A 23,036-nucleotide genomic window follows, 5' to 3' on the forward strand; every position below is an offset into this window, starting at 1 on the left:
GCGTGCGCACCGGTATCGTCGAAATGCTGTGAGTCAGGATCAGGATGTCCCGGATGCGCCGTCCGCGCGCACCCCACCGGTCGACCCCCGACTGCTGAAGTACGCGACCGCGTCGCGGTCCTTCTTCGCGATCATCGCCGTGATCGCGCTCGTGCAGACGGCGGTGATCGTCGCGTTCGCGTGGCTGCTGACCCGGGCGATCGTGGGCGTCATCGACGGGATGCCTGCGGCCGACCTGTGGGTGACCCTCGGCGCCCTCGCGGGCGTCGTGGCGCTGCGTGCCGTGCTGGTGTGGGTGCGCGAGCGGTCGGCCGCCCTCGCGGCGGCGCGCGTGCAGGCCCAGCTGCGGACCCGCCTCGTCGAAGCGGTCGGCATCCTCGGTCCCGGGTGGCTCGACGAGCGCAACTCGGCGCACCTCGCCGTGACCGCCGGGCATGGCCTCGACGCGCTCGAGGCGTACTTCGGCCGCTACCTGCCGCAGCTCGTGCAGACGGCGATCGCGACGCCCCTGATCATCCTCGTGATGTGGTGGCAGGACTGGGTCAGCGGACTGACGGTCCTGCTGACGATCCCGCTCATCCCGATCTTCATGATCCTGATCGGCCTCGCGACGCGAGCGGTGCAGAAGCGACAGTGGGGCACGCTGCAGCAGCTGGCGGCGCGCTTCGCCGACACCGTCGAGGGGCTCGGCACGCTGAAGGTGTTCGGCCGCCAGCACCGGGCCGCGGCATCCATCGAATCCGTGACCGAACGGTACCGGATCGAGACGATGCGGGTGCTGCGGGTGTCTTTCTTGTCGGGCTTCGCTCTCGAGTTCCTCGCGAGCATCTCGGTCGCGATCATCGCGGTGTCGATCGGGTTCCGGTTGGTCGATGGGGCACTCGCCCTCTCGATCGGTTTGTTCGTGCTGCTGCTCGCGCCCGAGGCATACCTGCCGCTGCGCCAGGTCGGCGTCCAGTTCCACGCAGCCGCCGAGGGGGTCGCCGCAACGGACGACGTGTTCGCGGTGCTCGACGCGGCACACGGCGAGCGCGCGACGGAATCTTCGTGTGCGGGCACGGGCGCATCCGGTGTTCTCACGCTCACCGACGTTCGCGTGAGGCGCGGCGAACGGATGCTGCCCGCCGTGAGCATCACGGCTTCGCCCGGGCAGATCGTCGTCATCGAGGGTCCGAGCGGCGTCGGCAAGACGAGCCTCATCGCTGCCCTGCGCGGCGCGGCCGAGTGGGACGGCACCGCGACGCTCGGCGACACCGACCTGCGGGGAACCGCACCGTCGGGCTGGCTCGCCTGGGCGGGGCAGCAGCCCGGCCTGATCGCCGGCACCGTCGCCGAGAACGTCGCCCTCGGCGATCCGTCGCCGGACCCGACTCTGATCGACCGGGCGCTGTCGCTGGCGCAGGCGGACGGCATCGACGCATCCCTCCCCCTCGGCGTGCGCGGCTCGGGGCTCTCGGGTGGTCAGGCGCAACGCGTTGCCGTGGCGCGCGCCCTCTACCGTCACCTCAGCGGACGCGCGGCCGTGATCGCGCTCGACGAGCCGAGCTCGGCCCTCGACGCGATGACCGAGGCCGCGCTCTGGCGGAGTCTTCGTGATATCGCGGATGCCGGGGCCACCATCCTGCTCGTTTCGCACCGGCAGAGCGCCCGCGGCATCGCGGACCTCGTCGTCGCCCTGCAGCTCGCAGGGGTGAGCGCATGACCGCGCCCGCGACCCCCGTCATGGGGACGACGACCGCCGCCGTGCTGCGCGGCGCGATGCCGCCCGCGCGCCGGTTCTGGCCCGCCATCGCCTCCAGCTTCCTCTCCGAGGCCTCGGCCGTCGCGCTGCTGGCGGTCAGCGCGTGGCTGATCGTGCGCGCGAGCGAACAGCCGCCGGTGCTCTACCTCTCGATAGCGGTCGTGGGGGTGCGGCTCTTCGCCCTCACCCGCGCGAGCTTCCGCTACCTCGAGCGCCTGACGGGGCACGACGCCGCCCTTCGACAGCTCGCGGCGACCCGCAGCGGGATGGTGCGCAGACTCATCCCCCTCGCCCCCGACGGGCTGGGGCGCACCCGCCGCGGATCCGTCCTCGGTGCCCTCGTCGACGACGTGGACGACCTGCAGAATCTGCCGCTCCGCGTCGTCGAACCCCTCGCCGGATCGGCCCTCGTCGTGCTCGGATCGATCGTGCTCGTCGGGGTCGTCTATCCGCCGGCCGGGCTCACGCTCGCGGTCTGCCTCGTTGCGGCGGGTCTCGTCGCAACACTGTGGGGCTGGGCGGTCGGCGGTCGGGCCGAGCGATCCATCGCGCCCCTCCGTGCTCGCCTGACCGATGCCCTGCTCGATCACTTCGGTTCGCTCGACGTGCTCGTGGCGTACGGCGCCGAGTCGGCGAGCCGCGACCGCATCCGGGACGCCGATGCGGCGGTCAGCCGGGCCGTCGTCCGCCGCGCGGTGGCGCAGGCCGGCACCACGGCGCTCGTGACGCTGCTGGCGGGGGCGGCCTCGATCGCCGCCATCGCCGTCGCGGCACCGGCTGCGCTCGATGGCCCCGCGCTCGCGGTCATCGTCCTGGTGCCGATGGCGGTGTTCGAGGTCTTCGCGGCCGTCCCCCTCGCCGCCGCGGCCTGGCGTCAGGTGCGGGCGAGCGCGACACGCATCGCCGAGTCCCTGCCTGACACCCTGCCCGCGGGCCTCGTCGCCGCGTCGATCGCGCCGACGGGGGTCGCGCCAGACCTCGGGACCGGTCTGAGGCTGCGGGATGTCTCGGCGCGCTGGCCCCACGCCGACGGGCCGGCGCTCCGCGGAGTGGACCTGGACGTCGCGCCCGGCGAGCGCGTCCTCGTCGTCGGGTCGAGCGGGGCGGGCAAGACGACGCTCGCCCACGTGCTCGTGCGATTCCTCGACTGCGCGGGAACGTACGAGATCGGCGGCACCCCCGTCGACCGGATCGCGGACGACGACCTGCGCCTGACGGTGGGCCTCTGCGAGCAGCGCCCGATGCTCTTCGACGAGACCATCCGGCAGAACCTGTTGTTCGCGCGCGATACGGCGACGGATGCCGAGCTCGAGGTATCCCTCGACCGCGTCGGCCTCGGCACATGGCTGCGCGAGCGCGGCGGGCTGGATGCCCGCGTCGGCGAGCGCGGGGCCCTGGTATCGGGCGGCCAGGCGCAGCGGATCGCGCTCGCCCGGGCGCTGCTGCGCGAGTTCCCGGTGCTCGTGCTCGATGAGCCGACCGCGGGCGTGGACCCCGCGGCATCCGATGCCCTGCTCACGGATCTGCTCGCGGCGGTGCCGGCCGACCGCGCGGTCGTGCTGATCTCGCACGTGACGGTCCCCGATGGGCTCGTCGACCGGATCGTGCGGCTGGATCACGGCCGCGTGGGCAACCGCGCCTAGGCGCCCGCGACCGCGAGGAGTCTCACGGCGGCGGGATCCACACTCACGCGCACGGGCACGCCCGGGGCGAGCCCCGACTCGACGATGGCCTCGGCCGCGACGTCCGCCGCGACAGCGGGCTCGGCCGTGTGCACTCTCGCACCGACCGGTGTCTGCTCGACGCGGACGACCCGGGCGAGCCACGTCCCGGGCGTCGCCTGTTCCTCGGCGGCGAGCCGCAGCGCGCCCGTCCACGTGGACTCGACCGCGCGCTCGAGGCGTACCTCCGAGGGGCGGAAGACGGCCGCCAACGGTGCGCCCTCGGTCGCAGCCGCGGCAATGGACGCGTCATCCGCGGAGGCGATGAGCACCTCGGGCGACGCGGAAACGGCGCGCCAGCGCCCGTCGTGGGCGACGCCGTGGATCAGGTTGACACCGGCCACCGTCGCGACGAAGCGCGTCGCGGGTGCGCGCAGCACCTCGCGCACTCCCCCGGACTGCGTGACGCGACCGCCCTCCACCACCACGAGGCGCGTCGCGAGGGCCGCGGCGTCCACGGCGTCGTGCGTCACGACGACCGCGGTCGCGTGGGTCGCGGCGAGCTGATCGTGCAGCATGGCGCGGACGTCCGCGGCGGTCTCGGGGTCGAGCGAGGTGAGGGGTTCGTCGAGCAGCAGCACCTGTGGCGAGGTGGCAAGAGCACGCGCGATCGCGACGCGCTGCTGCTGTCCACCCGATAGTTGTGCGGGACGACGGTTGCCCATCCCGGGAAGCCCGACGCGCCACAGCCAGTCGTCGGCGTCGCCGAGAGCGACCTTGCGGTCGATGCCGCGGGCGCGAGGCCCGAACGCGATGTTCTCGCGCGCCGTCAAGTGCGGGAACAGTCGGGCGTCCTGGCCGAGCAGCACCGCGCCGCGCTGCGCCGCCGGAACGTGGCGCCGCGGGCGGGTGGCGGATGCGACATCCCGATCCCCGATCCGGACGCGTCCGTCCGTGAGCCGCTGGAGGCCCGCGATCGCCGCGAGCAGCGTCGACTTGCCCGCCCCGCTCGGCCCCATCACGGCGACGACCTCGCCGGGCGCGCAGTCGATCCGCGCCTCGAGGCGGAAGCCCTTGCGCTCGACGACGATCTCGGCGGCGAGCGCTGCCCCGGTCATCGGACGGTCTCCGTTCCGCCACGGCTCGCGTCTGCGGAAGGGGGCCGCCACGCGCGCACGAGCAGCAGCACGAGGATCGCCGTGACCAGCAGCAGCAGCGACAGCGCCACCGCGGTCCCCTGCCCGACCCCCGAGCCGTTGAATGCCGTGTAGATCGCGAGGGGCATCGTCTGCGTCACGCCGGGAGCGTTCCCGGCGAAGAGCGCGGTCGCCCCGAACTCGCCGATCGCCCGGGCGAACGCGAGGATCACCCCGGCGATGAGTCCGGGCGCGGCGAGCGGCAGTGTGACCCGCCACAGGATCCGCCACCGCCCGGCCCCGAGCGTCGATGCCGTGCGCTCGAACTCGACCCCGGCCGTGCGCATCGAGCCCTCGAGCGCGAGCACGAGGAAGGGCAGGGCGACGAACGTCTGCGCGAGGATCACGGCCGTGGTCGAGAACGGGATCTGGATGCCCCAGGTCTCGAGCGCCTGGCCGAGCGGTCCCGTCCGGCCGAACAGGAAGAGCAGAGCGACGCCACCCACCATCGGGGGCAGGACGAGCGGCACGGTCACGATCACGCGCAGCAGCGCCGAGACGCGGGGCCCCGAACGGGCGATGACCAGCGCGAGGGGCACACCGAGCAGCACGCAGATCGCGGTCGCGACGAATCCGGTGCGGAGCGACAGCCAGAGGGCATCGAGCGCCGCGGGCGAGGTGATGTCGGCCCAGAGCGTCGACCATTCCACGCGCGCGACGAGCGCACCGAGAGGCACGACGAGCAGGGCGAGCCCGAGCACGGCGGGCACGGCCAGAATCGGCGGGACGAACCCCACCGCACCGCGCCCCGACATCACGGGGACCCGAACCCGCGGTCCGCGAACTGCAGGTCGGCGAGAATCGCCTGCCCGCGCGCACCGAGCACGAAAGCGACGAACGCGGCGGCGGCGTCGGGGTCGGCCGCACCCGCGAGTGCGGCGATCGGATACCTGTTGACGACGTCCTCGGCCCCGTCGGGCACGATGGCCGCGACGTCCTCGCGCCCGACGACATCCGTGCGGTAGACGAGGCCGGCGTCGGCCTCGCCCGCAGCCACCTTCGTCAGCACCGCCGTGACGTTCTGCTCGACGCTCACCGGTCGCGCGACGACCCCGGCATTCGAGAGCAGCGTCGCGGATGCCGCGCCACACGGAACCTCGGGAGCGCACAGCACGATCGACAGGTCGGCATCGGCGAGATCCTCGAGCGAGGTCACCCGACCGGGATTGCCCGCGGGAACGACGATCACGAGGGTGTTGCCGGCGAAGAGCTCCGCGGATCCCGCGAGCAGTCCGGCGTCCTCCACGGTCTCCATGTTCTTCTCGTCCGCCGAGGCGAAGACGTCCGCGGGGGCACCCTCGACGATCTGCCGGGCCAGCGTGCTCGATCCGTCGTACACGAGGGGAAGGATATCGACTCCCGGGTTCTCGGCCTCGAATTCTGCGGAGATCCGATCGAACGCCGTGCGCAGGGACGCGGCCGCATAAACCGACAGGCTTCCCGAGAGCTCGCCGGATTCGGATGCTTCGGGCTCCGCTCCTGGCGATGCCGCGCACCCGGCGAGCGCGAGCGCCACGGCGACCGCGGCTGCCGCCAGCGCGACGATCCGACCCGTCCGCCGCGCGGACCCCCGCGCTCTCATTCGCGGGGCGCTTCGACGATGACGTTGGTCGCCTTGACGACCGCGACGGCGAGCGAGCCGACATCGAGGTTCATCTCGCGCACGGCCTCCGCCGACAGCAGCGAAACGACGCGGTGGGGGCCCGCCTGGATGTCGAGCTGCGCCATGACGCCGTCGATCTGCACACGCGTCACCAGCCCGACGAAGCGGTTGCGGGCACTGGAGAGGACGTCGGTGGGGTCGGCGGCGGCACGCGCCAGCTCGACCGCACGGGCGGCGAGCGCATCGCCGGGAACCTCGGCGGGTGTGGCCCCGGTGGTGGGCAGCAGCTCCTGCTCGATCCACCGGCGCACGGTATCGTCGCTCACCCCGAGCAGTCGGGCGGCCTCGGCGATCTTGTAGCTGCGCATACGGCCAGTCTATGTCCGCATCTGCGCCCCATCGCCGCACTTTTCTCCGCAGGAGCGGATGCCGTGAACGCGGCCGCCCGCGCCGACCGTGCCGTCCGCACGATCAAACCTGCGACACCCCGCGAGAACCTCGGATGCTCCGGCGCGTCGCGGTCCGGTCGTGCGGATGGCACATCCCGGCCACCCCGCCGCCCACCGGATTACCCTGGGGTCATGCCTCTTCCCCCCCTCGTCGAGCCCGTCGCCGCCCTCAGCGAGCACGAACGCGCCCGCACGGTTCGGCACGCGAGCCTCGCCGGATTCGGTGAACTCGGGCAACGCCGCCTGCGCGCCGCGCACGTCGCGGTCGTCGGCGCCGGGGGGCTCGGGTCACCCGTGCTGCTCGCCCTCGCCGCGGCCGGGGTGGGCACGCTCACCGTCATCGACGACGACGCGGTCGAGGCGTCCAATCTGCAGCGCCAGGTGATCCACTCGCTCGCCGACGTCGGCGAGCCGAAGATCGACAGCGCCGCCCGGCGGATCGCGGGGCTCTCACCCGAGACCGAGGTGCGCGGCCGCAAGACCCGGATCGACCCCACGAACGCGCGGGAGCTGCTCGCGGGAGCCGACCTCGTGATCGACGGGAGCGACACCTTCGACACACGTGAGACCGTTGCCACCGCGTGCGAGGCACTCGGGGTGCCGCTCGTGTGGGGCACGGTGCAGGAGTTCGCCGCGCAGGTCACGGTCTTCTGGAGCGCACCGCCCGCGGGCACCGACCCCGTCCGCCTCGGCGATCTCTACCCCACGGGCAGCGTCGGCTTCGTGCCGACCTGCGCCGATGTCGGGGTGCTGGGGGCGCTCTGCCTGCAGGTCGGGGGCCTCATGGCGATCGAGGCGATCAAGCTCATCGCCGGCATCGGCGACCCGCTGCTCGGCCGCGTCCTGGTCATCGACAGCCTGCGTGGCCGGCAGCGCGAGGTGCCGCTGCGCGGCGCCGGGGTCGAGCCATCCGTCCCCTCCGCGGCAACCGCCCCCGCAACGAACTCCGCCCTCCCCGAGATCTCACCCGCCGAGCTCGCCGCCGAGCTCGCCGCCGGCACGGCGCCGACGATGATCGACGTGCGCGAGCAGCACGAACTCGCGGGCGGCACGATCCCGGGTTCGCACCACCTCCCGCTGGGCGCGGTGCTGGCCGACCCGACGGCGTTCGCGGAGTCGATCGGCGGCCCCGTGGTCGTGATCTGCCAGGCGGGCGTGCGCGCCGCCCGCGCCGCCCGCGCCCTCGCTTCCGTCGGCGTCGACGCCATCGTGCTGACGGGCGGAATGGATGCCTGGGCCGCCCCACACCCCACGGCGCACCTCTCGACGGCCGGCGCATGAGCCTCCGCACGGTCGAAGAGCACCTCGCCCAGATCCTCGCCGCAGCCCACCCCCTCGACACCGTCGAGGTCCCGCTCGCGGCGGCGGCCGGGCACACACTCGCCGCCCCCGTGCTCGCGCGCGTCGACATCCCCGTCTTCGACAATTCGGCGATGGACGGCTTCGCCGTCCGTTTCTCGGACGTCGAGTCCGCCACGGCCGATGCCCCCGTCACGCTGCGCGTCGTCGCCGACCTGCCCGCGGGCACGGAGCTCGATCCCGCGTTGGCGGAGGGCGAAACGGCCCGCATCATGACGGGATCGCCGCTGCCGACCGCGGCCGACACCGTCGTGCCGTTCGAGGACACGGCCGGCGGACTCGACGACTCCCTCGAGCGAACGGTGGTGCTCGCGGCACCCCGTGCACTCGGCGCCCACGTGCGGCGACGCGGCGGTGACGCGCGCGCCGGCGACGAGATCGTCCCGGCGGGGGCGGTACTCGGGGCCCTGCAACTCGCGGCCGCCGCGGCGGCGGGCATTGCCCACGTGACGGTCACCCGGCGCCCCCGCGTCGTCGTCCTGTCGACGGGCACCGAGCTGGCCGAACCCGGCACGGCGCTCCGCCGCGGGCAGATCCCCGAGTCCAACTCGGTGTTGCTGTCCGAGCTCGCCCGCGAGGCGGGTGCCGATGTGGTTCACGTCGGCAGCGTCGGGGACGACGAGGCCGAGTTCCGCGCCGTCCTGGCCTCCGCCGTCGGCGCGGATGTCGTCATCACATCGGGCGGCGTCAGCGCCGGCGCGTACGAGGTCGTCAAGAACGCCCTGGGTTCGGACACCGCGATCTCGTTCGTGAAGGTCGCGATGCAGCCCGGGAAGCCGCAGGGTTTCGGCACGCTGCCCGGCGGCGCGCTGTTCTTCGGACTGCCCGGCAATCCCGTCAGCTCGGCCGTGTCGTTCGAGACGTTCGTGCGCCCCGCGCTGCTCGCCCTGCAGGGCAGGACCACCATCCATCGACCGCTGCTCCGACTGCCCGCAGCACAGGGCTGGACGACCCCGCCCGGTCGGCGCCAGTACCTCCCGGCCGCGATCGACCGCACCGACCCCGCCCGGTGGACGGTGCGCCCCGCGACGGCCGGCGGCTCGGGCTCGCACCTGGCCGGCGGGCTCGCGCGGGCCGAGGCCTACGCGGTCGTCGGCGCCGAGCTCTCACGGGTCGAGCCCGGCGACCCCGTCGATGTCATGCTGGTCTCATGAGCTTCACCCACCTGGACGAGTCCGGCCACGCGCGCATGGTCGACGTCACCGACGAACAACCGACCGTTCGCGCGGCCACGGCCCGCGGGTTCGTGCGGTGCGCGCCCGAGGTCGTCGCGTCGCTACGCGACGGGTCCGTGCCGAAGGGCGATGTGCTCGCCGTGGCGCGGATCGCCGGCATCCAGGGCGCGAAGCGCTGCGCCGAGCTGCTGCCTCTCGCGCACATCATCGGGGTGCACGGTGCATCCGTCGACCTCGCGATCGAGGACGAGGGCGTCGCGATCGAGGCGACCGTCCGCACGGCCGATCGCACGGGCGTCGAGATGGAGGCCCTCACCGCCGTCTCGGTGGCCGCGCTCGCGATCGTCGACATGGTGAAGGGGCTCGACAAGTCGAGCTCGATCGAGAACGTGCGCATCACCGCCAAAGAAGGCGGACGTTCGGGATCGTGGAAGCGCCCCGGCGAGGAGTGAACGCGCCGCGGGGCACCGGGTTCGACGCGATCGTCCTCGCGGGCGGTCGCGCCTCTCGTCTGGGCGGCGCCGCGAAGCCCCTCCTCGAGGTCGACGGCACCGCGCTCCTCGCTCGCACGGTGGCGGCCGCCCGCAACGCGGGAGCGAACAGGATCGTCGTCGCCGGTGAGCGGATGCTCGATGAGCCGCTGGTGGAGTGGGTGCGCGAAGATCCGCCGTTCGGCGGCCCCGTCGCCGCGATCATCGCGGCGCTCCCGCGGATCGAGGCGGAGTGGACCCTCGTGCTCGCGTGCGACCTGCCCGGAATCGACCAGGCGCTCGCCCTGCTTCCGCTGAGAGATCCACGTGAAGACGGAACACACCTGACGGATGCCTCGGGTCGGTCGCAGTGGCTGACCGCCCTGTACCGCACGGCCGCTCTTCGCGAGGCCGCGGCATCCGTGCCCGCGTCGGGACGCAACGCTCCGGTCAGGTCCCTCGTCGGCGCGTTGCGGCTGTCGGCCGTGCGTGCCCCCGAAGCCGCGACCCGCGATGTCGACACATGGGAGGATCTTGAGTGGGCCCGCCGCGTTTCGGGTGAGCCCGGAGAGGACATCATCGTGTCGGATCGCACCCTCCCGCCCGAGGCGCTCGACGAGTGGGCGAACGCGCTCGGCGAGCGTTTCGAACTCGCGAACGACGACGTGCACGTCGCCCTGATCCTCGACCTCGCCCGCGATGTCGCCAACGGGGTCGCGCGCCCCGCGGCGCCCGTGAGCGCCTTCGTGGCGGGACTCGTCGCCGGGCGCGCCGGTGGCTCGCCCGAATCCGTGCGCGAGGCCGTGCGCGCGATCACCGAACTCGCCGAGAAGTGGGCGGAGAAGCGCTAGTGGCCCGCGTCCGCTATTTCGCCGCCGCCGAAGAAGCCGCCGGTCGCGAAGAAGAGGCACGTTCCGAGGCGACTCTCGGCGAACTCCGCGCCGCGCTGACGAACGACTACCCCGAGCTGGGCCGCATCCTGCCCCGGTGTGCCGTGCTGGTCGGCGGGTCGCGCGCGGGCGACGAGGTATCGCTCTCGGGCGACGTCCTGGTCGATGTCCTTCCCCCCTTCGCAGGGGGCTGAGCGGGTGAGTGCGAGCGAGTTCGACGACATCACGCAGGAGCGGCTGCGCGAAGCCGGAAGCGTGAAGTGGACGATGTTCCCCGACGCGATCGGCGCCTGGGTCGCCGAGATGGACTTCGGGCTCGCCCCCGCGATCAACACCGCCCTGACCTCGGCGCTCGCCCGCGGCGTGACGGGCTACCTGCCGACCGCGCTCGCGGACGAACTCGCCGCCGCGACGGCCGCCTGGTGCGCCGAGCGCTACGGATGGCACGTGCCCGCGGGACGGGTGCACCACCTGCCCGATGTCATCACCGCCTTCGAGGTGACGATCGAGCGCTTCACACCGCCGGGCTCGGCTGTCATCGTCCCCACGCCGGCGTACATGCCGTTCTTGATGGTGCCCCAGATGCTCGGCCGCCGGGTCATCGAGGTTCCGAGCATCGAGCGCGACGGACGAATGGTCATGGACCTCGAGGGTATCGATCGCGCCTTCCACGACGGCGGCGGGCTGCTCGTCCTCTGCAACCCGCACAACCCCCTCGGCACGGTCTTCACCCGGTCGGAGCTGCAGGCGGTGTCCGAGGTCGTCGCCGCTCACGACGGACGCGTGTTCTCGGACGAGATCCACGCGCCGATCGTCTACGCTCCCGCGACCCATCTGCCCTACGCATCGCTCTCGGACGTCACGGCCGCCCACACGATCACCGCGACCTCGGCGTCGAAGGCCTGGAACCTCGCGGGGCTGAAGTGCGCCCAGTTGATCCTGTCGAACGAGGCCGACGAAGCCGCGTGGCAGGGGTTCGGGATGTGGGCGGGGCACGGCACCGCGACGGTCGGCGTGATCGCCAACACGGCGGCCTACGCGGATGGCGGGCCGTGGCTCGACGAGGTCATCGAGTACCTCGACGGCAACCGCCGCCTGTTGGCCGAGCTCGTTGCCGAGCTGCTGCCGGCGGCACGGCTGATAACGCCCGAGGGGACCTACATCGCGCTCGTCGACTTCCGTGCCTACGGTCTCGAGGGCGACCTGGGCGAGTGGTTCCGCACGAACGCGGGTGTCGCGATGACGGACGGCGCGGCATGCGGCGTCGCGGGCATCGGGCACGCGCGCCTCGTCTTCGCCCTGCCCCGCCCGATCCTCCGCGAGGCCATCGAGCGCATAGCGGCCGCTCTCGAAGCGCGGCCCGCCATCGCGAAGGTCTAGCCGCCCAGACCCTTCCACGCGGTGGTTCCGTCGGCCTCGACCTGACGCTTCCAGACCGGCAGCTCGGACTTGATCGCCTCGATCAGCGTGCGGCTGACCTCGTAGGCCTCGGCGCGGTGGGGTGAGGCGACCGCGATCACGACCGCCGCGTCCCCGACGCTCAGGCGCCCCACGCGGTGACTGACGGCCACGACCGCCTCGGAGGACCCGATCGCCTCGGCTGCGATGCGGCGCAGGGTCGCCTCCGCATCGGGATGCGCCGTGTACTCGAGCGCGACGACGGCACCCGAGGCATCCGGATCGTGGTCGCGCACGCGCCCGACGAACGTGGTGACCGCGCCCGCCGAAGCATCCTCGACCGCGGCCAGATGCGTGTCGAGATCGAGCGGCTCGGTGCTGATGCGGGTCAGGCGGACCGCGTCCCGCGCGGTCGTCGTCGCAGGTGAATCCGTCACGTGTGGTCCCCTCCGCCGAGCTGGTCGATGACGTGCCGGGCGACCGACAGGATGACCGGGATGCCCGAGCCGACGGCCGCGGTCGAGCCGGGCAGGTTCACCACGAGCGCGCCCGCCGTCACCCCGGGAGCCGCGTCCACGGCGCCCGCGAGGCCGCGGGAGAGCATCCCGCCGGGCTTCTCGGATGCGCCGATGCGGCGGAGCTCTTCGGCGATGCCCGGGATCTCCCGCGTGACGACGCGCGCGGTCCCCTCGGGTGTGACGTCGCGCGGGCCGACGCCCGTTCCGCCCGTCGTGACGATCAGGCGGGCGCCCTCCGCGAGCGCCGCACGGAGCGCCGACTCGACGCTGTCTGCACCGTCGGGCACGACCACGGGATCGGCGCAGTCGAAACCACCCGCGCGCAGCCCCTCCACGGCCGCGGGGCCGCTGCGGTCCTCGCGCAGGCCCGCGGAGGATCGATCCGAGACCGTCACGACAACGGCTCGATACGGGTTGGCGTTCACGAACCCAGCCTATGGGGCGTCTTGCGCAGCGGCGCCGGTCGCCTGTTCGGCGGCCGCGACGATGCGTGCGGCCATCCCCGCGAAGATGAACCCGTGGAACGGCAGGACCGCGAACCAGTACAGCCGACCCGAGAGCCCGCGCGGAAAGAAGACGGCGCGCTGCTCGTAGCGAGATCCCGCCCCGTCCGGCACGGCCTTCATCTCGAGCCAGGCCAGGCCCGGCACCTTCATCTCGGCACGTAGCCTCAGAACGGATGGCTCGTCCCGTCCGCCGCGCTCGAGATTCTCGACGCGCCAGAAGTCGAGCGCATCGCCGACGGCGAGGCGGTCGGGGTTGCGGCGTCCACGCCGGAGCCCCACTCCCCCGACGAACCGGTCCATCCAGCCGCGCACCGCCCACGCGAGCGGCCATGAGTACCACCCGCGACTGCCGCCGATGCCCTCGATGACGCGCCAGAGCGACTCGGCCGAGGCAGAGGTCCGGGCGATGCGCGCGTCGGTGAAGACGGTGCGGCCCGCCCAGTCCGGGTCGGCGGGAAGAGGATCGCTCGGCGCGTTGTGGACCGCCGCGTCTTGCCAGCTGGTCTCGATGACGCCCTCGCGGACACGGCCGAGCGCCAGCGCGACCGCGCGTCGATACGGGGTCAGCCCGCCCTCGGGCCGAGGGATGAAGGCGTCGACATCGTGGTTCGCCATGACGCAGTCGTTCTGCAGCGACTCGACGAGCGGCCGCGCGAGGGCTGCCGGAATGGGTGTGACGACCCCCACCCAGTGCGAGGCGAGACGGGGTGTGAGAACGGGCAGCGGGGCGATCGGGCGCTGCGGCAGGCCCGCCTCGACCGCGTAGCCGTTCATCATCTGTCCGTACCGGAGCACGTCCGGCCCGCCGATGTCGACGGTCCGCGAGATCTCGGGCGCGACGCGAGCGGCGCCGAGCAGGTAGTGCAGCACGTCGCGCACGGCGATCGGCTGGATGTGGTTGCGCACCCATTTCGGTGCGGGCATATATGGCAGCACCTCCGTCAGGTGACGCACCATCTCGAACGACGCCGAGCCCGATCCGATCACGACCCCCGCCTGCAGCACGAGCGTCGGAACACCGCTGTCGAGCAGCGCCTGCCCGACCTCGACGCGAGAGCGAAGATGGCGCGAGAGTTGCACGTCGGCGGGATGCAGGCCGCCGAGGTAGACGATGCGACGGACGCTCGCCGCGGCCGATGCATCGGCGACGGCTCGCGCCGCGGCGAGATCGACGTCGGCGAAGCTCTTGCCCGCGGCCATCGAGTGCACCAGGTAGTAGAGCACATCGACATCCTGAACGGCCTCGACGACGGCCGCCGGATCTGCGGCGTTACCGACGACGACCTCGACGTCGGCACCCCACTCGTAGGCCGCGACCCGCGAAGCCCGCCGCGCGAGGACCCGCACGCGGTAGCCCGCCGAGATGAGTCGCGGCACGAGGCGCGCGCCGATGTAGCCCGTCGAGCCGATGACGAGGGCACGGGGCTGCTCACCCTCTGCGCGCGGCACGGCGCGGAGTGCTTCTTCGCGCCCCGTCGGGGCGGCGAGCTCGCTCACAACGCGGCGATCCGGGACGGGTCGTTCACGGAACGTCCCGGTGCTCGAGCCGGATGACGACGGACTTCGAGGTCGGCGTGCCCGAGACATCCGCCGTCGAATCCAGGGGCACGAGCACGTTGGTCTCGGGGTAGTACGCCGCGGCGTTGGCACGCGGGGTGCTGTACGCGATGATGCGGAACTCCTCGGCTCGCCGCTCCTCGATCGTGCCGTCCGGGCGGCGCCACTCCGAGACCAGGTCGACGACCTCGTCCTCCGCGAACCCGAGCTGCGCGATGTCCTCCGCGTTCACGAGCACGACCCGTCGCCCGCCGTGAATGCCGCGGTACCGGTCGTCCTTGCCGTAGATCGTGGTGTTGTACTGATCGTGCGATCGCAGCGTCTGCAGCAGCAGGCGCCCCTCCGGGATCACCGGGTACTCGAGCTCGTTGACCGTGAACATCGCCTTCCCGGTCTCGGTCGCGAACGACAGTTCGTCGCGGGGGCCGTTGGGCAGGTAGAACGTGCGGCCCTTGGCGATGCGGCGGTCGTATTCCTCGAAGCCGGGGATCACGTGCTCGATGTGCAGGCGGATCTGGGCGTAGTCGCGCTCGAGTGCGTCCCAGTCGGCGCGCGGGTAGTTGGCCGGTGTCCCGGCCTCGGGCGGATCCGTCTTCGGCTCGCGCTCCTCTTGCGGCGAGCGCTCGGGGTACCCGCGATCGTGGTCGCCGTTGTGGACGGGGGGCTGACCGAACGGGTGCGCTGAGGCATCGGTGGGGAACAGCAGCCCCGACAGGCGCGTGATGATCGCGACCTCGCTGAGCATGTCCTCGGCGGGGGGAACGAGACGTCCGCGCGAACCGTGCACGGCACCCATCGAGTCCTCGACCGTGACGCGCTGTTCGACGCCGCCGCGGACATCACGGTCGGTACGTCCGAGTGTCGGCAGGATGATGGCGCGTCGCCCCGTCACGAGGTGTGAACGGTTGAGCTTGGTCGAAACCTGGACGGTGAGGTCGGTCCGGCGCAACCCGGCCTCGGTGACCGCCGTGTCGGGCGTGGCGCTGACGAAGTTGCCGCCCATGCCCATGAAGACCCGCACCTTGCCGTCGCGCATCGCGCGGATCGCCTCGACGGTGTCGTAACCGTGCTCGCGCGGCGCGCTGAATCCGAACTCCGCGTCGAGTGCGTCGAGGAAGGCCTCGGAGGGCTTCTCGTAGATGCCCATCGTGCGGTCGCCCTGCACGTTCGAGTGGCCGCGCACGGGGCACACACCGGCACCGGGGCGGCCGATGTTGCCCTGCAGGAGCAGCACGTTGACGACGTCGCGGAGTGTCGCGACCGAGTGCTTGTGCTGCGTCAGCCCCATCGCCCAGCAGACGATCGTGGCCTTCGACAGCCGGACGCTCTCGCCGACCTCGCGCAGCTCTGCCTCCGAGACGCCCGTCGCGGTGACGAGTTCGCTCCACGGCACCTGACGGATGAACGCGTCGAACTCGGCGAACCCGCTCGTGTGTGCCGCGATGAAGGCCCGGTCGATGACACCCTCGGCCTCGTCCGAAGCGTCATCCGCCTCGATGAGGTGCTTCGCGATCGCCTGGAACAGGGCCTGATCGCCACCGAGGCGGATCTGCACGAACTGGTCGGCGAGTTTGGTGCCGCCGAGGACCATGCCCTTCGGCGTCTGCGGGTTCTCGAAGCGCATCAGGCCCGCCTCGGGCAGCGGGTTGACCGCGATGATCTTCGCGCCGCGCTCCTTCGCCTTTTCGAGAGCGCTCAGCATGCGCGGATGATTCGTGCCGGGGTTCTGCCCCGCCACGATCAGCAGGTCGGCCTCGTGCATGTCGGTGATCGACACGGTGCCCTTGCCGATGCCGAGGGTCTGGGTCAGGGCGGAGCCGCTGGACTCGTGGCACATGTTCGAGCAGTCGGGCAGGTTGTTCGTGCCGAGGCCCCGCACCAGCAGCTGGTAGAGGAAGGCCGCCTCGTTCGATGTCCGGCCGGAGGTGTAGAAGACCGCCTGATCGGGATCGTCCAGCGCGGCGAGTTCGTCGGCGATCGTCCGCAGCGCGTCGTCCCACGAGAGCGGCCGATAGTGCGTGGCGCCCTCGTCGAGGATCATCGGATGCGTCAGCCGCCCCTGCTGCCCGAGCCACCAGTCGTCGTGGCCGTACAACTCGGCGATCGAGTGCTCGGCGAAGAAGGCGGGGCCGATGCGGCGGATCGTCGCCTCTTCGGCGACGGCCTTGGCGCCGTTCTCGCAGAACTCGGCGATGTGCCGTTTGTCCTCTTCGGGCCAGGCGCATCCGGGGCAGTCGAACCCGTCCTTCTGGTTGACCTTCAGCAGGGTCTGCGCGGTGCGCGCGACCCCCATCTGGTCGACCGAGATCTGCAGGGCGTGCAGCACCGCCGGGATGCCGACCGCAACCTTCTTGGGCTGCGTGACATGCAGGCGGGATTCATCGATGTCTGATGCGGGGGGCTTCGTCGCCATACCCTCATCGTACGCCGCGAAGCGCTGAATACCTATGGCGATAGGGAACGAGCGGGATGTGTCGGACGAACACGGCGGCCAGGACGAGCGCGGCTCCGGCCCCGGCGAGCGCGCCTCCGAGCGTGTCGCTCAGCCAGTGAGCACCGAGGTACGTGCGCGAGAAAGCCATCAGCAGAACCCACGCCGCGCCCGCGAGCACGACCCAGAGGCGCGGGACGATCACGGCGAGCGCCACGGCGATCGCGGCGGCGTTTGCGACGTGTCCCGAGGGGAACGATCCGAAGTCCGACAGCACGATGATCTCTTCGGGACGAGCGCGCCCGAACAGGTGCTTCAAGATCTGGACGACCACGGCCGTCGCGGCTTCGGCCGACAAGAAGTAGGCCGCGGCCCACCAGCGACCCCGGAGCGCCAACACCCCCGCGATCAGGAGCGGAGCGACCAGAACCCCGAACCACCCGCCGCCCAGCCAGTTCATCGCGAACGAGATCCACAGCAGCACGGGGGTGCGTCCCTCGGCCAGCCAGCTCGCCCAGATCGCGTCGATCGTGAACGGGGCGTTGCCCCGCCCGATCGCGATCCACGCCCCGAGCCCGGCCGCGAGGAGGAGCAGAACGATGCCGGTGACGAGCAGAGTGACGGTCGCTCGGCGCGATGGACGGGGGGACGGCATCCGTCGATTCTGTCAGGGAGTGAGTGCCTGCACCGAGCGTGGCCGCACGACCAGCCACAGCCCGAGCACACCGATGACGGCGCACCCGGCCATCACGACGGCCATCGTGGTCGCGGTGATGCCGCTCTCACCGGCGATCCAGCCCACCAGCGGCGATACGAACCCGGCGACGCCGAAGTTGACCGCTCCGAGGATGGATGCGGCGGTTCCCGCGGCCTTGCCATGCCGGTCGAGCGCCAGCACCTGCACGCAGGGGAACGTGAATCCGCACGCCGTCATGAAGACGAAGAGCGGCACCAGGATGCCCCACAGCCCGAGGCCGAGCTGGTCGGCCACGATGATCCCGACGCCCGCGACCACGAGGGTCGATGTCGACCAGGCGAGCACCCACTGCGGGCCGAATCGCGCCGCGAGGCGGGATGCGATCTGCACCCCGGCGACGAGGCCGAGCGAGTTGACGGCGAAGAGCAGTCCGTACTGCTGCGCGTCGAATCCGAACGACTGCTGGAAGAGGAACGACGACGCCGAGAGGTACGAGAACAGACCGCTGAAGGTCATCCCGCCGATGATGAGCACGCCGAGGAAGACGCGGGCTGTGAGCACGCTTCGGTAGCGCTGGCCGACCGTGGTCGATCCGAGCTCGCTGCGCCGCGCGCGCGGGAGCGTCTCGGGCACGAGTGCGATCGCCGCGGTGAGCATCACCGCGCCGTAGATCGCGAGCACGACGAAGATGCCGCGCCACGACATCACCAGCAGCAGCGCCGAGCCGATGAGCGGGGCGATGACGGGCGCCGCGCCGCTGACGAGCGCGAGGCGCGAGAGCATCACGACGAGTCGGCGCCCGCCGAACAGGTCGCGAACGATCGCCATGGCCACGACGCCTCCGGCGGCCGCGCCCGCACCCATCACGACGCGTGTGACCCCGAGCAGCATGAGCGTGGGTGCGAGGGCGGCAGCCGCGCTCGCGATCACGTGCAAAGCCGTGACGCCGATCAACGGCAGACGCCGTCCGACCTTGTCGCTGAGGGGGCCGACGAGGAGCTGACCGATGCCGAAGCCGATCATCGTGCCCGTCAGCGTCAGCTGGATCGCCGCCGCGGTGGTGTCGAAGTCTGCCTCGAGCACCGGGAAGGCGGGCAGATACAGATCGATCGTGAAGGGGCCGAGCGCCGTCAACGCACCCAGCAGGATCACGTAGACGATGCGGCGACCGGTCGAGATGCGATCGCCGGGGTGCAGCATGATCGGCGCCGTGGCGGGGTTCGGCCCGAGGGTCCGGATGGCGCCGGTGGCGGAATGTTCGGGCAAGAAGAAACCTCAGAAGGAACGGAGCGATGAAAAGGGGGACGGTCCCGGAAACCGAAGACGGATGTCGCGCATCGAATCGATTCGGTGTCCCCATCCTACCGCCGCCCGGACGGCGAAACACCCGATCGCCACACGCCCAGCCCCCTCACGGATGCGTCCGAATACACTTGCAGGGCACCCGCGCGCGAGCGCGACTCCCGACGCACCCCGAGCCGAGAGACCTTCGCATGACTCCCCAGCGCACGAGCGGAAACCCCGCGAACCAGGCCCAGGCCAAGCTCACGATCAAGCAGCAGCGAGACCAGCGGCGCGCGGAGAAGCTCGCCGAGTACCAGCGACAGGTCGCGAAGCGCCGTCGCCGCGGACTCATGTGGTGGATCGTCGGCGGAGTCGCCGCCCTCACGATCGCCGGCGTTGTCGTCGCATCCATCGTCTTCGCCCCCGAACCACCGCCGTCGTACGACGCGGGCGGCACCGGTGCCGAGATCGCGGGCGTCGAGACGTTCACGAACGAGACGACCCACGTCGAGGGTGTCGTCGACTATGACCAGTCGCCGCCCGCGGGTGGCCCGCACAACCAGGTCTGGCTGAACTGCGGCATCTACACCGAGCCGCAGCAGAACGAGTACGCGGTGCACTCCCTCGAGCACGGCGCCGTCTGGGTGACTTACGACGCAGCCCGGGTGCAGGGCGACGAGCTCGCCGCGCTCAAGGGCCACCTGCCCTCGAGCTACGTCATCCTCTCGCCCTACGAAGGCCTCGACAGCCCGATCGTCCTCAGCGCCTGGAACGCGCAGCTGAAGCTCGACGCGGCCGATGACGAGCGCATCCCCGCGTTCTTCGAGGAGTTCTGGCGCAACCAGAACGCTCCCGAGCCGAACGCGGCCTGCACGGGTGCGATCGACGGCCCCGGTAAGCAGTAACGCGTGACGGCGGATCGGACGACGCAGGAGAGGACGGGTCCTCCGCGCTGGCTGCTCGTCACGCTGGCGGCCGTCGCGGTGGCCGCGCTCGCCTTCGCCATCGGACGTTTTTCGACGTTCGGCGTGTCGGCCCAGTCATCGGCGCCCGCGACCGACTCGGCCGAGGCGGGATTCGCGCGCGACATGCAGGTACATCACGCGCAGGCCGTCGACATGGCGATGACCCTGTACCCCGAGACCGAGGACCCGGATCTGCGGGCCCTCGCCTATGACATCGCCACGGCGCAGTCGGCGCAGTCGGGCGAGATGTACTCGTGGCTGGTCTCATGGGGCCTGCCACAGCGTGGCGGCACGCTCATGGCATGGATGGCCGGGCAACCGGGACACCTGGACCACGGGGCCTCAGCCGCGCCCGCGACCGAAGCCGACCTGCTGCGCGACATGGGCATGGCCACCGAGCAAGAACTCGACGCTTTCGAGGCGGCCTCGGGCGTCGAAGCCGATTGCCGCTTCCTGGCACTCATGACACGACACCACGAGGGAGCCATCGACATGGTCGATGCCGTTCTGAGTCTCGGATCCGAGCCGCGGGTTCTTCAGGTCGCGCAGTCGATGAAGGACGTGCAGCAGTTCGAGCTCGACGCTATGGCCGCCGCGGCGTTGCGGCTGGGATGTTCGTGAGCTGCCGCCGGATGTAGCTCTGCTGCACGGCACGGATGATGCCGATCAGGACGATGCCGACCGCGCAGAGCCCCGCGATCAGAACGACGGCGTCCTCTCGCGGCCAGTCCAGCTGGAAGAAGTCGATCGCGAACGGAACGTTCAGCACGAGCGCGAGACCGCCCACCATCGCGACCAGGATCGCGGCCTTGATCCAGCTGAGCGGCAGCGAGATCAGGGCGAGCACCCAGATGCCCAGGATGCCCACGATGACCGTCGATCCGGTGCGCACCTCTTCGATCGGGATCTCCCAGAGGTGGCCGGCGATGCGCGAGAAGACCGTCAGCGCGAGCCCGACGACGAGTCCCGCGGGGATGGCGAAGCTCAGCGATCGACGCAGGAACCCCGGAATGTAGCGCTGCGTATTCGGCAGCAGCGCCAGGAAGAACGCCGGGATGCCGATGGTCAGGCCGTCGGTGATCGACAGCTGGCGAGGCAGGAACGGGATCTGCATGATCAGAACGCCGAAGAGGACGGCGATCGTGGTGGCATAGGCGGTCTTGGTCAGGAACACCATCGAGACGCGTTCCATGTTCGCGATCACGCGACGCCCCTCGGCGACGACGGTCGGCAGGTGCGAGAAGCGACCGTCCAGCAGGACCAGACGCGCCACGGCCTTCGTCGCCGCGGAGCCCGAGTTCATCGCGATGCCGATGTCGGCCTGCTTGATCGCGAGCGCGTCGTTGACGCCGTCGCCGGTCATCGCGACCACGTGCCCCCGGGACTGCAGGGCGATGACCATCCCCTTCTTCTGCTCGGGCGAGACCCGTCCGAACACCGTGTGCTGGTCGAGCACGTCGGCGAGAGCATCGTTGTCGGTCGGCAACTCGCGGGCGTCGAACCCATAGGGCACGTCGAGGCCCAGATCGCGGGCGATCGCCGCGACCGTCTGCGGACTGTCGCCCGAGATGATCTTGACGTCGACGCCCTGCTCGGCGAAGTACGCCAACGTCTGCGCCGCGTCCTCTCGCACGTGTTCCTGCAACGTGATGGCGGCGATCGGGTCGAGATGCTCCGGCAACGACTCCGCCTTCACATGCGCGTCCTCGAGCGGCACGGGGCTGTATGCGAGCAGGATCGTGCGACGACCCGTCGAGGCGAGCTCGTTCGTCGCGTCGGCCAGGGATGCCTCGTCGTTCTCGGCGCTTGGTCCGCTCCACGGGACCGAGCGCGTCACCGCGTCGGGCAGGACCATCGTCGGGGCTCCGAGGACCCAGGTGCCTGGAGCATCCGTTCCCCCGAACGAGACCGCGCTCCACTTCCGCTTCGACGAGAAGGGGATCTCGCGCTCGGCGACGAGGGTGTCGCCCTCGGGGAATCCCCCGGCCAGGCTCCGTGCCGTGGCGTTCGCGTCGGGCGCGCGACCGAACCACCCGAGCGCACCGCGCCAGCCTTCGACGCGCTCATCGAACGGATACACGGCGTCGAACGCGATGTCGCCGTAGGTGAGGGTGCCGGTCTTGTCGAGGCACACGATGTCGACACGAGCGAGACCCTCAACGGCGGGAAGCTCCTGCACGAGAACCTTCTCGGCCGCCAGCCGAGCCGCCCCGACCGCGAACGCGATGCTGGTCAGCAGCACGAGCCCGAGCGGAATCATCGCGGTGATGACGGCGATCGAATCCACCGCGGCCTGGCGCCACGAGCCATCCGCGAACGCCTCTTCCCAGCCGCCCTGCACCTGCACCTGTGCGTTGGTGACGAGCAACGCGATCGGGCCGATACCCCACGCCACCCACGCGAGCACCTTGTTGACGCCGCGCCGCAGCTCGGACTGGACGAGCGAGAAGCGCTTCGCCTCCCCCGCGAATCTGTTCGCGTACGAGTCGGCTCCGACCTGCGTCGCGCGGGCATCGGCGCGACCCGAGACGACGATCGATGCGCTCAGCAGTTGCCCGCCCGGGTGCTTGTCGATGGGGTCCGATTCGCCCGTCAGCATGGACTCGTCGACCTGCAGGCCCTGCTCGCTCAGAACTTCGGCATCCGCGGGGACCTGATCACCCGCGCGCAAGACGAGGATGTCGTCCTGCACCACGTCCGCCGGAGAAATCTCGGCCTCGACGCCGTCGCGACGAACCCGCGCGCGCGGCGCGTTCAAGAGCGCCAGCCGGTCGAGGGCGACCTTGGCGCGGATCTCCTGGTAGCACCCGATCAGCGCGTTGAAGATGGCCGCGAGCCCGAACAGCGCGTCCTGCCAGCGGCCGAGCGCGAGAAGCGCCGCGAAGCAGGCGAACACGATGGCATTGAACAGCGTGAATATGTTGGCCCGGATGATGCTCCACCAGGTCCGGCTCGTGTCGGCGTTGAACGCGTTGGTGCGTCCGGATGCGACCCGCTCCGCGACGTCCGCCGCGCTGAGTCCCGACGTGGCGGCCTCGATGTCGACTGCCGAAACGGTGGGCGGCGCATCCGGTGCATCCATGCCACTCACCCTAGCGGCGGCGTCGGCGCCCGTCCGGAACGGCGACGGGACGGG

Annotated in this window: 21 protein-coding genes; 10 read left to right on the plus strand and 11 right to left on the minus strand. The window is 71.4% G+C overall.

Going from position 1 to position 23,036, the window contains the following annotated elements; translation table 11 throughout:
* Positions 1 to 28: 28 nt before the first annotated feature.
* Together cydD and cydC are read left to right on the plus strand one after the other, a co-directional pair.
* Entirely contained in the window at positions 29 to 1,702 is a 1,674-nt protein-coding gene (gene cydD / locus CGU35_RS12175; protein WP_100811860.1) for a thiol reductant ABC exporter subunit CydD, read from the plus strand.
* Positions 1,699 to 3,384 carry a thiol reductant ABC exporter subunit CydC gene (gene cydC, locus CGU35_RS12180; RefSeq protein WP_232711291.1) on the plus strand — a complete coding sequence of 562 codons (1,686 nt, stop codon included), beginning with the start codon at positions 1,699 to 1,701 and terminating at the stop codon, positions 3,382 to 3,384. Before cydD ends, cydC begins: the two co-directional genes overlap by 4 nt.
* On the opposite strand, the gene CGU35_RS12185 is transcribed toward cydC, so the two are convergent.
* From CGU35_RS12185 to CGU35_RS12200, 4 genes are read right to left on the minus strand one after another with little or no spacing between them, the layout of a single operon-like run.
* The gene (locus tag CGU35_RS12185; RefSeq protein WP_100811861.1) at positions 3,381 to 4,520 is read right to left on the minus strand and encodes an ABC transporter ATP-binding protein; all 1,140 of its coding nucleotides are present in this window, start codon (positions 4,518 to 4,520) and stop codon (positions 3,381 to 3,383) included. The genes cydC and CGU35_RS12185 overlap by 4 nt on opposite strands.
* Positions 4,517 to 5,353, minus strand: coding sequence for an ABC transporter permease (locus CGU35_RS12190; protein ID WP_100811862.1), 837 nt, complete (start codon positions 5,351 to 5,353; stop codon positions 4,517 to 4,519). The genes CGU35_RS12185 and CGU35_RS12190 overlap by 4 nt, the downstream gene beginning before the upstream one ends.
* Positions 5,353 to 6,180, minus strand: a complete 828-nt coding sequence (modA, locus tag CGU35_RS12195) for a molybdate ABC transporter substrate-binding protein (protein ID WP_100811863.1) — start codon at positions 6,178 to 6,180, stop codon at positions 5,353 to 5,355. Before modA ends, CGU35_RS12190 begins: the two co-directional genes overlap by 1 nt.
* A complete protein-coding gene (locus CGU35_RS12200) occupies positions 6,177 to 6,569 on the minus strand; it encodes a TOBE domain-containing protein (RefSeq protein ID WP_100811864.1) in 393 nt (130 codons plus the stop codon). Before CGU35_RS12200 ends, modA begins: the two co-directional genes overlap by 4 nt.
* Positions 6,570 to 6,782: 213 nt before the next feature.
* Here CGU35_RS12200 and CGU35_RS12205 point away from each other — a divergent pair, with 213 nt between their 5' ends.
* Genes CGU35_RS12205 through CGU35_RS12230 form a run of 6 tightly spaced genes read left to right on the plus strand, consistent with a single transcriptional unit; the run spans position 6,783 to position 11,924 of the window.
* Complete coding sequence (locus tag CGU35_RS12205) at positions 6,783 to 7,931, plus strand: ThiF family adenylyltransferase (RefSeq protein WP_100811865.1); 1,149 nt, start codon at positions 6,783 to 6,785, stop codon at positions 7,929 to 7,931.
* Positions 7,928 to 9,163: a molybdopterin molybdotransferase MoeA gene (locus tag CGU35_RS12210; protein ID WP_100811866.1), complete on the plus strand. Its 1,236-nt coding sequence runs from the start codon at positions 7,928 to 7,930 to the stop codon at positions 9,161 to 9,163. Before CGU35_RS12205 ends, CGU35_RS12210 begins: the two co-directional genes overlap by 4 nt.
* Complete coding sequence (moaC, locus tag CGU35_RS12215; protein ID WP_100811867.1) at positions 9,160 to 9,636, plus strand: cyclic pyranopterin monophosphate synthase MoaC; 477 nt, start codon at positions 9,160 to 9,162, stop codon at positions 9,634 to 9,636. The genes CGU35_RS12210 and moaC overlap by 4 nt, the downstream gene beginning before the upstream one ends.
* Complete coding sequence (locus CGU35_RS18605; protein ID WP_232711292.1) at positions 9,612 to 10,505, plus strand: NTP transferase domain-containing protein; 894 nt, start codon at positions 9,612 to 9,614, stop codon at positions 10,503 to 10,505. The genes moaC and CGU35_RS18605 overlap by 25 nt, the downstream gene beginning before the upstream one ends.
* The gene (locus CGU35_RS12225) at positions 10,505 to 10,738 is read left to right on the plus strand and encodes a MoaD/ThiS family protein (RefSeq protein ID WP_100811868.1); all 234 of its coding nucleotides are present in this window, start codon (positions 10,505 to 10,507) and stop codon (positions 10,736 to 10,738) included. Before CGU35_RS18605 ends, CGU35_RS12225 begins: the two co-directional genes overlap by 1 nt.
* A 4-nt stretch (positions 10,739 to 10,742) precedes the next feature.
* Positions 10,743 to 11,924 carry a MalY/PatB family protein gene (locus CGU35_RS12230; protein ID WP_232711293.1) on the plus strand — a complete coding sequence of 394 codons (1,182 nt, stop codon included), beginning with the start codon at positions 10,743 to 10,745 and terminating at the stop codon, positions 11,922 to 11,924.
* Here CGU35_RS12230 and CGU35_RS12235 read toward each other — a convergent pair.
* The 6 genes from CGU35_RS12235 to CGU35_RS12260 are packed head-to-tail and all read right to left on the minus strand — an operon-like array spanning position 11,921 to position 18,851.
* A complete protein-coding gene (locus CGU35_RS12235; RefSeq protein ID WP_100811870.1) occupies positions 11,921 to 12,379 on the minus strand; it encodes a molybdenum cofactor biosynthesis protein MoaE in 459 nt (152 codons plus the stop codon). The genes CGU35_RS12230 and CGU35_RS12235 overlap by 4 nt on opposite strands.
* The gene (locus CGU35_RS12240; RefSeq protein ID WP_100811871.1) at positions 12,376 to 12,885 is read right to left on the minus strand and encodes a MogA/MoaB family molybdenum cofactor biosynthesis protein; all 510 of its coding nucleotides are present in this window, start codon (positions 12,883 to 12,885) and stop codon (positions 12,376 to 12,378) included. Before CGU35_RS12240 ends, CGU35_RS12235 begins: the two co-directional genes overlap by 4 nt.
* Positions 12,886 to 12,894: 9 nt before the next feature.
* Positions 12,895 to 14,463 carry an SDR family oxidoreductase gene (locus CGU35_RS12245; RefSeq protein WP_100811872.1) on the minus strand — a complete coding sequence of 523 codons (1,569 nt, stop codon included), beginning with the start codon at positions 14,461 to 14,463 and terminating at the stop codon, positions 12,895 to 12,897.
* Between the two features lie 25 nt (positions 14,464 to 14,488).
* Positions 14,489 to 16,936 carry an FdhF/YdeP family oxidoreductase gene (locus CGU35_RS12250; protein WP_100811873.1) on the minus strand — a complete coding sequence of 816 codons (2,448 nt, stop codon included), beginning with the start codon at positions 16,934 to 16,936 and terminating at the stop codon, positions 14,489 to 14,491.
* A gap of 4 nt (positions 16,937 to 16,940) precedes the next feature.
* Complete coding sequence (locus CGU35_RS12255) at positions 16,941 to 17,609, minus strand: phosphatase PAP2 family protein (RefSeq protein WP_100811874.1); 669 nt, start codon at positions 17,607 to 17,609, stop codon at positions 16,941 to 16,943.
* A 12-nt stretch (positions 17,610 to 17,621) separates the two neighbouring features.
* Complete coding sequence (locus tag CGU35_RS12260) at positions 17,622 to 18,851, minus strand: multidrug effflux MFS transporter (protein WP_100811956.1); 1,230 nt, start codon at positions 18,849 to 18,851, stop codon at positions 17,622 to 17,624.
* A gap of 293 nt (positions 18,852 to 19,144) precedes the next feature.
* Between CGU35_RS12260 and CGU35_RS12265 the strand changes: the two genes are divergently transcribed.
* Both CGU35_RS12265 and CGU35_RS12270 read left to right on the plus strand, forming a co-directional pair.
* Positions 19,145 to 19,840, plus strand: coding sequence for a DUF3105 domain-containing protein (locus CGU35_RS12265; RefSeq protein ID WP_100811875.1), 696 nt, complete (start codon positions 19,145 to 19,147; stop codon positions 19,838 to 19,840).
* 3 nt (positions 19,841 to 19,843) lie between these two features.
* On the plus strand, positions 19,844 to 20,521 hold the full coding sequence (locus CGU35_RS12270) for a DUF305 domain-containing protein (RefSeq protein WP_100811876.1): 678 nt from the start codon (positions 19,844 to 19,846) through the stop codon (positions 20,519 to 20,521).
* Here CGU35_RS12270 and CGU35_RS12275 read toward each other — a convergent pair.
* A complete protein-coding gene (locus tag CGU35_RS12275; protein WP_100811877.1) occupies positions 20,484 to 22,982 on the minus strand; it encodes an HAD-IC family P-type ATPase in 2,499 nt (832 codons plus the stop codon). The genes CGU35_RS12270 and CGU35_RS12275 overlap by 38 nt on opposite strands.
* Positions 22,983 to 23,036: the final 54 nt, after the last annotated feature.

It is taken from the genome of Microbacterium sp. BR1, assembly GCF_002812725.1.
Lineage (GTDB): Bacteria > Actinomycetota > Actinomycetes > Actinomycetales > Microbacteriaceae > Microbacterium.

Excerpts from the sequence above, each read along its gene's own strand:
- modA (WP_100811863.1), bottom strand. The coding sequence starts at position 6,180 with ATGAGAGCGCGGGGGTCCGCGCGGCGGACGGGTCGGATCGTCGCGCTG.
- CGU35_RS12185 (WP_100811861.1), bottom strand. The coding sequence starts at position 4,520 with ATGACCGGGGCAGCGCTCGCCGCCGAGATCGTCGTCGAGCGCAAGGGC.
- CGU35_RS12190 (WP_100811862.1), bottom strand. The coding sequence starts at position 5,353 with ATGTCGGGGCGCGGTGCGGTGGGGTTCGTCCCGCCGATTCTGGCCGTG.
- moaC (WP_100811867.1), top strand. The coding sequence starts at position 9,160 with ATGAGCTTCACCCACCTGGACGAGTCCGGCCACGCGCGCATGGTCGAC.
- CGU35_RS12210 (WP_100811866.1), top strand. The coding sequence starts at position 7,928 with ATGAGCCTCCGCACGGTCGAAGAGCACCTCGCCCAGATCCTCGCCGCA.
- CGU35_RS12250 (WP_100811873.1), bottom strand. The coding sequence starts at position 16,936 with ATGGCGACGAAGCCCCCCGCATCAGACATCGATGAATCCCGCCTGCAT.
- CGU35_RS12205 (WP_100811865.1), top strand. The coding sequence starts at position 6,783 with ATGCCTCTTCCCCCCCTCGTCGAGCCCGTCGCCGCCCTCAGCGAGCAC.
- CGU35_RS12260 (WP_100811956.1), bottom strand. The coding sequence starts at position 18,851 with ATGCTGCACCCCGGCGATCGCATCTCGACCGGTCGCCGCATCGTCTAC.
- CGU35_RS12265 (WP_100811875.1), top strand. The coding sequence starts at position 19,145 with ATGACTCCCCAGCGCACGAGCGGAAACCCCGCGAACCAGGCCCAGGCC.
- cydC (WP_232711291.1), top strand. The coding sequence starts at position 1,699 with ATGACCGCGCCCGCGACCCCCGTCATGGGGACGACGACCGCCGCCGTG.
- CGU35_RS12200 (WP_100811864.1), bottom strand. The coding sequence starts at position 6,569 with ATGCGCAGCTACAAGATCGCCGAGGCCGCCCGACTGCTCGGGGTGAGC.
- CGU35_RS12255 (WP_100811874.1), bottom strand. The coding sequence starts at position 17,609 with ATGCCGTCCCCCCGTCCATCGCGCCGAGCGACCGTCACTCTGCTCGTC.
- CGU35_RS12275 (WP_100811877.1), bottom strand. The coding sequence starts at position 22,982 with ATGGATGCACCGGATGCGCCGCCCACCGTTTCGGCAGTCGACATCGAG.